The organism is Nisaea sp. (assembly GCF_040217065.1).
In the GTDB taxonomy this organism is placed as follows: Bacteria; Pseudomonadota; Alphaproteobacteria; order Thalassobaculales; family Thalassobaculaceae; genus Nisaea.
On sequence record NZ_JAVJNX010000005.1, the window covers coordinates 453,609 to 465,775 of the forward strand.

A 12,167-nucleotide genomic window follows, 5' to 3' on the forward strand; every position below is an offset into this window, starting at 1 on the left:
TGAGGGAAAGATGTCTGATTTACCAGCTACTCAGTCGACCGGGCACAGCGTTGTTGCGCTTGGTGAGCTGAAACAGTTCGTCTCGATCATGATCGGAAAGCAGCTTTTCGGCATACCGGTTCTTCAGGTGCATGACGTGCTCGGCCCGCAGCGGATCACGCGCATTCCGCTTTCGCCGAAGGAAGTGGCGGGTTCGCTGAATCTCCGCGGCCGGATTGTCACGGCAATCGATATCCGTAGCCGCCTGAACATGCCGCCCCGTGAGGGCGACCACGAAGGTATGAGCATTGTGGTCGAGGATCAGGGCGAGTTATACAGCCTTATGGTGGATTCAGTCGGTGAGGTGCTTTCACTGGACGAAGCCAAGTTTGAACAGCATCCTGCGACACTGGATGGGAATATTCGAGAAGTTTCGACGGGCATTTACCGGCTCGATAAGAGCCTCTTGGTCGTGTTCGATGTTCGGGCGCTGCTTCGCTTCCAGGGAGAGGAAGCGGCTTAGTGTGCAACGGATTGTCGTCTGTGCGACAATCGGCGCGTGATAATTCGCGGAGTTTCATATGAAAACCTGCCTGATTGTGGATGACTCGAAAGTCGTTCGAATGGTGGCCCGGAAAATCCTGGAAGAACTGAGGTTCGAAACCAGTGAAGCGGAAGATGGGCAGGTAGCACTTGATGCCTGTAAGGCCAAACTGCCCGACGCGATCCTTCTGGACTGGAACATGCCGGTCATGAGCGGCATCGATTTCTTGCGCGAATTGCGCAAGCTGCCGGAAGGCGATCAGCCCCAGGTCATTTTCTGTACGACCGAAAATGACATGGCGCATATTCAGGAGGCTCTCTCTGCCGGAGCTAACGAGTACATCATGAAGCCGTTCGACAGCGAGATCATCGAAACAAAGTTCTCCCAGATCGGGCTGCTGTAAATGCGCGGACAAAGTGCGTCCGCGGAAGCAAAGCCGCGGTCAACCGACCCGTACAGGGTAATGCTTGTGGATGACTCGGCGGTGATCCGAGGTTTGTTCACGCGTTTTCTCGAGGTCGATCCGGACATCAAGATCGTGGCGTCCGTCGGAGACGGCCAGCGCGCAATCGATGCCCTGAAAAACAATGATGTCGAGATCATCGTGCTTGATATCGAAATGCCGCGCATGGATGGTATCACCGCGTTGCCTGAACTTCTGAAAGTCGATCCGAACGTGCAGGTCGTGATGGCATCGACGTTGACGGCGCGGAATGCGGAAATCTCGCTCAAGGCCCTCGCACTTGGCGCCAGAGACTATCTGACGAAGCCGAGTTCAACGTCAGAGATGACAGGTTCTGCCGATTTTCCAAGCGATCTTCTGAGTAAGGTCAAGGCGTTCGGTGCGCAGCGCCGGCGCAGGTCAGGTACTGCAGCGCCTTCCGCCTCATCTGCACCCAGTCGTGTGGCGGCGCCAAGGGCCGAGCCGGTTGCGGGGCGGGCCGCAGTCGCGACACCGAAGGTTGTGCGCTCCGGCGCCGCTCGCAGCGAGTTCACTTTGCGCAAGCCGAGCGGCCGACGGGCCGATGTAATTGGTATCGGAAGCTCAACCGGCGGACCGCAAGCCTTGTTTCGGGTGCTGGCGGATATTCCGAAAACCATTCGGCAGCCCATTCTCGTCACGCAGCATATGCCGCCGACCTTCACGACGATTTTGGCTGAACACATCACGAAATCATCCGGCTGGGTTTGTTCCGAGGCGAAAACCGGCGACGTTGTGGCCCCGGGGCGGGTCTATCTCGCTCCTGGCGGCTATCACATGACGGTGAAGGCAGAAGGCGTTGAAAAAGTGATCGCGTTGAATCAAGAGCCGCCGGAGAATTTCTGTCGGCCGTCGGTCGATCCTATGATGCGCAGTCTGGTCAAGGCTTACGGGCGTGTCCTCGCGGTGATCCTTACTGGCATGGGCCATGACGGGCGTGAGGGATGTCGCGGCGTTGTGGAAGCGGGAGGCGACATTGTTGCACAGGATGAAACGACCAGTGTCGTCTGGGGCATGCCTGGCGCCGTGGCACAAGCCGGATTGTGTTGTGAGGTTCTCCCGATTTCGGAGATTGGCGCCAGCGTTAATCGACTGGCGAGGGGGTAGGCTGGCATGAACAGCTCTGATTTCGAATTCCTGTCGTCCATGTTGTACAAACAGTCGGGCCTCGTCCTGACTCCGGACAAGGGGTATCTGCTTGAAACCCGGCTGCAGCCGGTCGCCCGCAGCCATGGCCTGAGTTCGATCGAACAGATTGTCTCGACCCTCAAGTCCCGGCGCGACGAGAAGTTGGTCAATTCGATCACCGACGCGATGACGACCAACGAGTCCTTGTTCTTTCGTGACCGGACACCCTTCGATCAGTTCAAGACGGTCGTCCTGCCGAGCCTGCTGCAGTCCCGGGCGGCAAAGAAGTCCATCCGGATCTGGAGCGCGGCCTGTTCCTCCGGGCAGGAGCCGTACTCGCTCAGCATGGTGCTTGACGAACTCGCCTCGAAACTCGCCGGCTGGCGGGTCGAGATTGTTGCCACCGACATTTCGGCAGAGATGGTTGCCCGTGCCCGTGCCGGTATCTACTCCCAGTTCGAAGTGCAGCGGGGTCTTCCGGTTCAGCTATTGGTGAAGTATTTCCAGCAGGACGGTGATCGCTGGCAGCTGAACGAGAAGATCCGCCGGATGGTCACATTCCGTGAGTTCAACCTGCTGCAGGATCCCCGGGCGCTGGGCAATTTCGACATCGTCTTTTGCCGGAACGTGCTGATCTATTTCGATCAGGAGACGAAACGGAAAGTGCTCGAAGGTGTCTCCCGCCAGATTGCGCCGGACGGGTATCTCTATCTCGGCGGCGCCGAGACGGTCATCAGCATCACCGACAAGTTCCAGCCGGTGAAAGGTCAGCGCGGTATGTATCAGCCGACCGCCAAGGATGGCCAGAAACCAACGGTCTGACGTCGATCAAACCGACGCCTGACATGCAGAAAGGGCTGAACCGTTTACCGGTTCAGCCCTTTGTCTGTCAGTGCAGATGGCCTGGATCTGAAAGCCTTACTCGGCAGGCACCTTGATTTTTTCGCCGGCATTGGTGGTGGCGTCGGCAGGGTCTCGCAGGACATAGCCGCGACCCCAGACGGTCTCGATGTGATTGCTGCCGCCCGTTGCCTTGGAGAGCTTCTTGCGAAGCTTGCAGACGAAGACGTCGATGATCTTCAGTTCCGGCTCGTCGATCCCGCCATAAAGATGGTTCAGGAACATTTCCTTGGTCAGGGTCGTGCCCTTGCGCAGGGACAGCAGCTCGAGGATCGCAAATTCCTTGCCCGTCAGGTGGACCGGCTGGTTCCCGACCTCCGCGCTGCGGGTGCTCAGGTTCACGGCGATCGGACCTGTTGTGATCACCGATTCCGAATGCCCCTTGGAACGCCGGATGATGGCCTGAATCCTGGCAATCAGCTCGCGCCGGTCGAAAGGCTTTGTCAGGTAATCGTCAGCGCCGAAGCCGAGCCCCTTGATCTTGTTGTCCAGCTCGGAAAGACCGGAGAGAATCAGGATCGGGGTTTCAACCTTCGAGCCACGCAGGCGGCGCAGGACCTCGTAGCCGTCGAGATCCGGCAGCATCAGGTCGAGGAGAATGATGTCGTAGTCATAGAGTCGGCCGATCTCGAGGCCGTCCTCGCCGTGTTCCGTTACATCAACCACAAAGCCTTCGGCTTTCAGCATGAGCTCGATGCTCTGCGCTGTGGCGAAATCGTCTTCAACTAGGAGTACACGCATATGACTCTCCCTCAAATAGGCTTGGGCAAAGGTTAACGCGGTAACATAAACAAACCGTTAACCTGAGATAGCGCCCGGTCGAAAGCGTGCCAGGCGTTCTTGTTAGTGATAGACTCACACTGTAGGCCAGTTAACACGGCCCTGAAAGCACTGGTCGTCTTAAGGAGTTTGGTCGGGTGGTCACTGCCCTCGGGAATCTGGCATCGGAAATCGACAAGATCGCCGAATTTCGGCTCTACGGTCGTGTGACCGCCGTGCTCGGCATGATGGTAGAGGTTGGTGGGGTGGACCGGGCGCTTTCCATCGGAGACAGGCTGCATCTGCAGGCCCGGGGCGGCAAACGCGTCAGCTGTGAAATTGTCGGTTTCAAGGATGGCCGGGCGCTGGCCATGCCATTCGGTGCCCTTGACGGCATCGGTATTGGCAGCCGGGCGGAAATTTCCGACGCGGCGCCGGTGGTCTTTCCGCATGACGGCTGGCTCGGGCGCGTCGTCAACGCAATGGGGGAGCCTGTAGATGGCAAGGGGCCGCTTGGTGACGGCCCGCGTGGCTGTCCGGTCAAGACGCAGCCGCCGGCGGCACACACGCGCCAGCGGGTCGGCCTGAAACTGGATCTCGGCGTCCGCGCCATCAATACCTTCATGTCGGTCTGCAAAGGCCAGCGGATGGGAATTTTCGCCGGCTCTGGTGTGGGCAAATCAATGCTGATGTCGATGATCGCGCGGTTTACCCAGAGCGAGGTGAATGTCATCGGCCTGATTGGTGAGCGCGGTCGTGAGGTGCAGGAATTCATTCAGGACTATCTTGGCGAGGAAGGCCTCGCCCGCAGTGTGGTTGTGGTTGCCACATCCGACGAATCCCCGTTGATGCGGCGCCAGGCCGCCCATCTCACATTGGCCGTCTCCGAATATTTCCGTGACGAGGGCAAGACCGTCATGTGCATGATGGACAGTGTGACCCGTTTCGCCATGGCGCAGCGCGAGATTGGCCTCGCCACGGGTGAGCCGCCAGCCTCCAAAGGGTACACGCCGACGGTGTTTTCCGAACTTCCGAAATTGCTGGAGCGGGCCGGGCCGGGTGCCGGAGAAGGCACCATCACCGGTCTGTTCACGGTCCTGGTGGAAGGCGATGACCACAATGAGCCGATTTCGGATGCTGTCCGCGGGATCATCGACGGCCACATCGTGCTGGAGCGCGGTATCGCCGATCGAGGCCGTTATCCCGCGATCAACGTATTGCGGAGCGTTTCCCGGACCTTGCCGGACTGCAACACGCCGGAGGAAAATGCGCTGGTCCGGCGCGCCCGGGCTCTGATGGCGACATATGACAACATGGCTGACATGATCCGGCTCGGCGCCTATCGCAAGGGCAGTGACCCCGATGTCGATGAGGCCATCATGTATCATGCGTCGCTTGAGCGTTTCCTGTCGCAGGACAAGAACGAGCCGGCGTCCCTGGAATCGGGCTACGCCCAGCTGGATGCCATTCTTTCCATGGTCGGCGGCACGGACGCGCAGGAAGAGCAGGGTGAACCGTGAGCCAGTTTCAGCAACTGACCCGTCTCCGGACCTGGGAGTTGGACGAAAAGCGCCGGGCAATGGGGGTGCTGCTGCAGGAGGAGGCTGCATTGCAGGCCCAGGCCGATGCCATGCGGCGCGAGTTCGAGCGCGAGAAGCAGGCCGCGGCGGGATCGCTGGAAGCGCGCCGGACGCTGGAAGCCTACATGCACCACTTCAAGACACGTGTGCAGGCGCAGCAGGAAATGATCGAAGCGAAGAAACGCGAAATCGACGCCGCCAACGAAGAGGTCCTGGATGCCTATCAGGAGCTGTGCAAGGCCGAGGCGGTGATGGATGAGCACGAGGCCCGTGAGGCTCAGCGTCTCGGCAGACTCGATCAAATGGAAATCGACGAGATCGCCCTCAACATGATGAAGCAGCGCCGGGTATAGATGCCTGTACGGGCTTCAGGCATAGATGTCGGGATTCTGATTCCCGTCCGGTATCAGGTCGGCGACGGGAAGCGGCGGAAATTCTTTCTGGACCTTGAAGCTTACCGCGCCGGACATGCCGGTTCGGCCTGCCGCTGTGTCGAATATGTCGATGATGTCGGCCCGCATCTGCTGCGGCAGCGCCTGCCGCGTGCGGATAAGCAGTGACATCGACTGTTTCGCGACGGAGCCGTCAATCTGAAAGGCGCCGAGGCCGCTGAGCATCAGGTCGACGACAAACCTGGTTTCGGCATCGCTTGCGTTCTCCCCACTGTCTTCATCGTTTTCGCTGTTCTCCTCGCCCTTCGCTTCATAGGGCGGCGGGAGGACGAACAGGCGGATCTGTTCCAGCGTATCCTGGGTTTGTATCGGCATGAAGAAGGCGCGCCAGCCTCCGGTTTCGGGCCCGCCGTCGCTCGCTTTGGTCAGAGACTGGAAATCACCGGAGAGGGTCGAAAGCAGCCGGGCATGCGACTTTTCCAGGGCCTGGCCCGCATCTCTGCCGAGCCAGCCTCCAAGGGATCCGCCGCGTACCGCCGCAAGGAAGAACAGCATCGACGCGGTCAGCTGTGGTCCGGGGCGGGCGATTGTGGAGGCGATTTGTGCCGCGCTCTGCGGCGCGGCGATTTCGAGCGCACGGAGACTTTCTTCCAGCGCCGGCCATTCCCGGGAGAGAACGGATAGCGGCGTCTGTGACCCAGTCCCGGTCAGGCCGCGCATGTCGCCTTCGGCCCGGCCGAGCATCTCCATGCGGACTTCGGACTGCAACTGACCGGTGCCGGCGCGTGCCGCGACATCGAGAAGGCCGACCGATGAGTTCACAATGGCATGTCCGCTTCCGCCGGAGGCAACGATGGTTCCGGAAATCACGGTTCCGCCGCCGCCGGACTGCGCCGGTAAAGCATTGCTGGTCTGTGCACCGACAGACAGGACCCGAACGGGAAAGTCGGTGCCGGGCGGAAGCGCGGCGGCGGGGCGCGGGGCAACCGTTCCGGCGGCGGTTGGCGCTGCTGCACGGGTTTGGCCGGTTGTCGTTGCCGCATTTCGGCTGTCCTGAAGGCTGGGGGGGGCTGTGGTCGCCGAAATGGCGGCGGACTGCGGTGCCGCGCTTGTCTGTCCGGCGGTTGTCGCCCGCGGCGCAATTGTCGTGGTCACTGGAGCGGGCGTACCGGACGCGGTGGGTGCTTGCGTCCCCGGCTGTGTTCCAGCCGTGGGCAGAGAGGTGGCGCCGCGCGCTGTCACCTGCGGTGTCTGGGCTGACAATGGCTGCGTGGCGGCAGGGTTTTGCTGCGAGGCTCCCGGTATTGCTGTTCCAGCCTGTTGCGGCGATGCCGGTGTGCCTGGCAGGGACGATGCCCCTGTCGCCGGTTGTGGTGCGGCGGCTCCGGATGAGGAGGGCGTTGCAGCAAGCGGCGCTTGCGGCACTATGCTCGACGGTTTCAGCTGCGTGCCGGTGGCCAGCAGGTATCTGGCCGCCGCCTGAGCCGCCTGCTGCGGATTTATCCCGGCTCCGGCGGCCGGGATCGGCGCACTGGCGATACCCTGCGGCAAGGATGTCGGACGCAGCACGATGGCGCGGGCGATTTGTCCGCTCGAAAGGTCCGGCAGGGGCTTTGGAGCCGGCGCCGTGGCGGACGCGGCGCTGCTCGGCGTACCCGCTGCAGAGGTTTGCTGTGCGGGGGATGCGGTACTGGTTGCCGCGATATTCCCCGAAACCGGGGCACGGGGCTGCAGCACGGCCTGCAGACCGTTATTCGTGCGTTGCAGGATCAGGTTGACGACGGCGCCCGGACGCAGGAAGGCGGGGATCTGCCGTGGATTGACCTGGATCGCTGCCTCACCCGCCGGTGTGCGTACCGTGACAGTGCCGTCCGTCCTGACGCGGACAACCTCCACATCCTGAGCCGCGGGTTGCGAAGCCTGGGCCTGCGTCGACGGCTGGGTTTGTGCGGTGGGGCGCACCGTGGGCGCTCCCTGGGAACCGGCATTCTGGTGGTTGGGTGGCGTTGCCGGGGCCTGCGTCTGTTGCGGCGGCGTTTGAGATTGCGGCGTTGGGGACGACGGCACTTGCGGTGCGGGGGATTGCCGGGTCTGCGCTGGTTGGCCTTGTGGCAATTGTGCCTGGCCCTGCTGACCCCGGGATGTCTCCGGGGCCTGGGGCGGTTGCCCCTGGGCTGGCTGGGCTTGCCGCGCTGCCTCGGGTGCAGCGGCAGCGCCTTGCGCCGGCCGGGCCTGGCCGGCGGATTGCAGTGCGTCCGCGCCACTGGTCACCCGTCCTTCGACCGGCGCGTTGGCCGGCTGGGCGGGACTTGTTGCCTGCGGTGCAGGGGCGGTGGGTTGGACGGTGCTCAATCTGCTCTCTTCGGCTGCTACAGCAGCTTGTCGACGATGGCCTCCACGTCGGTCGCGGCCGGGGCCGACGGATAGCGGCTCAGGATCGGGCTCTGGTTTCGGATCGATTCGATGACTTTCCGGTCACGGCGAACGATCCCGAGCAACTGCGGCTCGAACTTAAGGAAATTCATCGCGGCCTTGCGCAGGGTATCGTAGGTCTTCCGCCCTTCATTCACCGAATCCGCGCTGTTCACGACGATAGAGACATCGCAGTGCGGATCATTCTGGTGCGCGACTTTGACGAAGGCATAGGCGTCCGTCAGCGAGGTCGGCTCCGCCGATGTGACAACGATGATCTTCCCGGCCCGCGCCGCCAGCATGCGGACGGTCCGGTCGAGGCCCGCTCCAAGATCCATGACCACACGGTCATAGCTGCCGGAAAGCTCAACCAGCTCGGTGCCGAGAGACTGCAGCCGGTTCGACGGCAGGGTTGCCAGACTGCCTGAGCCGGAGCGGCCGGCAATGATATCGAAATTGCCGTCCTCGTAGCGCACCTTGGCCTGCGAAAGGGACAGTCGCCCGGCGATCACCCCGCCGAGGTCACGCTGCGGCATCAGACCGAGCTGAATGTCGACATTCGCCAGGCCGAGATCGGCGTCAAACAGCAGGACTTTTTGCCCCATCCTGCTAAGTCCATGCGCCAGTGTGACCGAGAACCAGGTCTTGCCGACGCCGCCCTTGCCCGAGGCAACGGCAAGAATGTTCGCGCCTTTGGTGGCAGGACCGCTGGCCGCGGTCGGGCGAGGCTTGTCTGCGGGCGACATCATTGGACTGATCCTTGGGTCCGTTCCATCAAAGCGACCTCAACCATAGGCACCCCGTGCCGTCTGCTGCTGGTCGTCGAAATTCTCCACCACAGACTTTGGCAGCAACAATCGTGCCAGTGTGACGGGGTTCATCGGCCGGAGTCCGTCGGCCACGCTCGGGCCAACGCCGACATCGGTCATTTGCAGGCCGGTGAGCGCGGCGGCGCTGAGATACGAGCCGAAACGGCGAGTCATGTCGATCCGGGTGAGGAGCAGTCGGCGGGCGCCCAGCTCACGGTAGATGCCGGCAATCTCGGCGGCTTCCATCGGATCAACCCCGCCGGCCATGACAAGAATGACATCCGCGTCGACGGCTTTGATCAGTCGTGCCTGACGGTCGATATCGTCATCGTCAAACGGATTGCCGCCGGGGCAGTCGATCAGGATATGGCCGCGGCCACTGGCTTCCGACACGGCTGTTCTCAATTCCCCGGGGATCCCGGCGCTGATCAGCTTCAGCTTCAGGATCTTGGTGAAGGCTTCCAGCTGGGCGAATCCGCCGGCGCGGACCGTATCGGTCGTGATGACGCGCACCGGCTGTTTCTGCATTACGATCCTGGTTGCCAGCTTGGCAATGGTGACCGTCTTGCCGGCGCCGGGCATGCCGACCAGCAGAATGGGTTTTTCCGCGGTGCCCATCGGCATCGGGGCAAAGGAAAAATAGCGGTCGAGAGCACCGGCAAGTGCGAGCACCGGGTCTTCCATCGACAATTCTTCCACGGCGCTGATCAACTCGTCCGATATCTGTGGCGGAACGCCGTTATTCAGCAGGGCATCGGCGATGATCTCGACCGGGTCGCCATAGGCCCCGTGAAGGCTATCGTCGTCGAAATCATACTCGTCCTCGACCTGGTCGATGGCGGCGGTGATGCGCACGCCCTGGCCGTCTTCACCGGCCTGGGTCGAAACAATGATGGCGTCTTCGCCGAAATGCTCTTTCACGAGCATCATGGCTTCGTTCATCGTGTCGGCGGAAAAAGTCTTCAGGCGCATACAGTCCTCACAGGCAATGCGCTCCCGCTTCGCGCCCTAGATAAAAACTACACTTGGCCAAGGGTCTTGATCCGTGCCTTGGGGTGAATTTCATTTTGAGACATTACCACAGTCTGCGGCCGGAAACGCTCGACGATAGAGCGGACATAGGGCCGGATCCCCGGAGATGTCAGGACGGTCGGGAATTCACCGACTTCGGCAAGCTGGTCAAGGGCATTCCTGAGTGCCGTGATGAAATCCTGAAGCTGGCTTGGCGGCATCGAGAGCTGCTGTTCTTCACCTTGTCCGATGATCGAGTTGGCGAAAGCCTGCTCCCAGTCGGGCGACAGGGTCACCAGATGGATGACACCGTCATCCGCCGTGTTCTGTTCACTGATCTGCCGGGCGAGCCGGGTACGGACATGTTCCGAGATCAGGGTGATGTTGCGGGTGAAAGTCGAGGCTTCGGACACGCCTTCGAGAATGGTGGCCAGGTCACGGATCGAGATCCGCTCGCTCAGCAGGTTCTGCAGAACCCGTTGCAGGCCGCCGACGGAGATGTTCGACGGCACCACGTCGGTGACCAGCTTCTGGTATTGATCGGGTAGCTCGTCGAGCAGTTTCTGGGTCTCTGTATAGGACAGCAGATCGCGCATGTTGTCGCGGATCAGTTCCGTCAGGTGCGTGGTCACCACGGTCGACGGATCGACCACAGTATAGCCTTTGAAGAGAGCCTCCTCGCGCTGCTCCGGGCCGACCCACATGGCGGGCAGGCCGAAGGTCGGCTCGCGGGTGTCGGTTCCGGCAAGGTCGATCTGGTTGCCGCCGGGATCCATCACAAGCAGGCGGTTCGGGCGGATATCGCCGCGCCCGACCTCGATTTCCTTGATCCGGATGACGTAGGTATTGGCCGGCAGCTGAAGGTTATCCTGGATCCGGACCTGCGGCATGATGAAGCCGCTTTCCACCGCGAGTTGCCGGCGCAATGCCCGGATCTGGTCTGTCAGGCGCTGGCCCTCGCTGGTCTCGTTCACCAGCGGCAGCAGTCCGTAGCCCAGTTCGAGCCGTACCAGGTCGATATGCAGGGCAGCCGAGATCGGTTCTTCCGGCGGCGGTGCGGAAGCTTCATCCACTTCGCGCTGCACTTCCGCCGCGGCTATCTTGTCCTGACTGGCGTTGATCATGAAGGCGAGGCCGCCAACCGCGGCCGCGAGCGCCAGGAAGATAAAGGTCGGAAAGCCGGGCAGCAGCGACAGGATGACGAGCAACACGGCGCAGAGCGCCAGAGCTTTCGGATAGCCGCCGAGCTGGCCGAAGACGGCTTTCTCGGTCGTCCCGGTGGTGCCGCCCTTGGTGACCAGCATGCCGGCGGCGGTCGATACGATCAGGGCAGGGATCTGGCTGACAAGCCCGTCGCCAACGGTCAGCAGCGTGTAGGTCGAGAAGGCGTCGGAGAAACTGACTCCCTGCTGGGCGATGCCGATGACCATGCCGCCGATCACGTTGATCACGGTAATCAGCAGACCGGCGACGGCGTCACCGCGGACAAATTTGGAAGCACCGTCCATGGCCCCGAAGAAGGTGCTCTCCGCACTCAGTTCCTCGCGCCGCTTCCGTGCCTGATCCTCATTGATGAGTCCCGAGGACAGATCCGCGTCGATCGCCATCTGCTTGCCCGGCATCGCATCGAGACTGAACCGCGCGGCGACTTCCGCGATACGGCCGGAGCCCTTGGTGATGACGATGAAGTTCACGATCACAAGAATCGAGAAGACGATGATCCCGATGGCGGCATTGCCGCCCATCATGAACCCGCCGAATGCCTGGATGACATCTCCGGCAGCATCCGTGCCGGTATGACCTTCAGCCAGGATCAGCCGTGTTGATGCGAGATTGAGCGACAGTCGCAGCATCGTCGCGATTAGCAGGATCGTTGGGAAAGCATTGAAATCAAGCGGTTTTTCGATGAACAGAACGGTCATCAAGACAACCACGGACAAGGCGATCGAAATCCCCAGAAGGACATCGAGCAGCATTGTCGGGACCGGCAGGATCAGGACTGCCAGGATGCCGATCACACCAAGCGCGAGGAAGATATCGCCCCGCCCCGCTGCTGCCCTCAGGCTGCCGAGATTGATGGACGGAAATGCCGTTCCCGATCCGCCGCCACCTTCCGGTTGCGGAGATTGATTGGAGGCATCTGTCATTCAAGGCCTCTCAACATCACTGCTC

At 61.6% G+C, this 12,167-nt stretch carries 11 protein-coding genes; 6 read left to right on the top strand and 5 right to left on the bottom strand.

Annotated elements, in window-relative coordinates:
* Window positions 1-10: 10 nt before the first annotated feature.
* The 4 genes from RH950_RS06780 to RH950_RS06795 are packed head-to-tail and all read left to right on the top strand — an operon-like array spanning window position 11 to window position 2,954.
* Window positions 11-502, top strand: coding sequence for a chemotaxis protein CheW (locus tag RH950_RS06780; protein WP_350054993.1), 492 nt, complete (start codon window positions 11-13; stop codon window positions 500-502).
* A gap of 58 nt (window positions 503-560) precedes the next feature.
* Complete coding sequence (locus RH950_RS06785; protein ID WP_350054995.1) at window positions 561-926, top strand: response regulator; 366 nt, start codon at window positions 561-563, stop codon at window positions 924-926.
* On the top strand, window positions 927-2,111 hold the full coding sequence (locus RH950_RS06790) for a protein-glutamate methylesterase/protein-glutamine glutaminase (protein ID WP_350054997.1): 1,185 nt from the start codon (window positions 927-929) through the stop codon (window positions 2,109-2,111). It abuts the gene before it with no gap.
* Between the two features lie 6 nt (window positions 2,112-2,117).
* Window positions 2,118-2,954, top strand: a complete 837-nt coding sequence (locus RH950_RS06795; protein WP_350054999.1) for a CheR family methyltransferase — start codon at window positions 2,118-2,120, stop codon at window positions 2,952-2,954.
* 96 nt (window positions 2,955-3,050) lie between these two features.
* Here the strand turns inward: RH950_RS06795 and ctrA are convergent, their stop codons facing one another.
* Window positions 3,051-3,773, bottom strand: coding sequence for a response regulator transcription factor CtrA (gene ctrA / locus RH950_RS06800; protein ID WP_350055001.1), 723 nt, complete (start codon window positions 3,771-3,773; stop codon window positions 3,051-3,053).
* A gap of 176 nt (window positions 3,774-3,949) precedes the next feature.
* Here ctrA and fliI point away from each other — a divergent pair, with 176 nt between their 5' ends.
* Both fliI and RH950_RS06810 read left to right on the top strand, forming a co-directional pair.
* On the top strand, window positions 3,950-5,311 hold the full coding sequence (gene fliI, locus RH950_RS06805) for a flagellar protein export ATPase FliI (RefSeq protein ID WP_350055003.1): 1,362 nt from the start codon (window positions 3,950-3,952) through the stop codon (window positions 5,309-5,311).
* Window positions 5,308-5,724 carry a flagellar FliJ family protein gene (locus tag RH950_RS06810; protein ID WP_350055005.1) on the top strand — a complete coding sequence of 139 codons (417 nt, stop codon included), beginning with the start codon at window positions 5,308-5,310 and terminating at the stop codon, window positions 5,722-5,724. Before fliI ends, RH950_RS06810 begins: the two co-directional genes overlap by 4 nt.
* A 15-nt stretch (window positions 5,725-5,739) precedes the next feature.
* Here RH950_RS06810 and RH950_RS06815 read toward each other — a convergent pair whose 3' ends face one another.
* The 4 genes from RH950_RS06815 to flhA form a co-directional block, all read right to left on the bottom strand.
* Entirely contained in the window at window positions 5,740-7,725 is a 1,986-nt protein-coding gene (locus tag RH950_RS06815) for a hypothetical protein (protein WP_350055007.1), read from the bottom strand.
* A gap of 407 nt (window positions 7,726-8,132) precedes the next feature.
* Window positions 8,133-8,924: a MinD/ParA family protein gene (locus RH950_RS06820; protein WP_502889729.1), complete on the bottom strand. Its 792-nt coding sequence runs from the start codon at window positions 8,922-8,924 to the stop codon at window positions 8,133-8,135.
* Between the two features lie 36 nt (window positions 8,925-8,960).
* Window positions 8,961-9,956, bottom strand: coding sequence for a flagellar biosynthesis protein FlhF (locus RH950_RS06825; RefSeq protein ID WP_350055009.1), 996 nt, complete (start codon window positions 9,954-9,956; stop codon window positions 8,961-8,963).
* Window positions 9,957-10,003: 47 nt separating this feature from the next.
* Window positions 10,004-12,142 (bottom strand): flagellar biosynthesis protein FlhA, encoded by a 2,139-nt coding sequence (gene flhA, locus RH950_RS06830; RefSeq protein WP_350055011.1) that lies wholly within the window; start codon window positions 12,140-12,142, stop codon window positions 10,004-10,006.
* Window positions 12,143-12,167 lie beyond the last annotated feature (25 nt).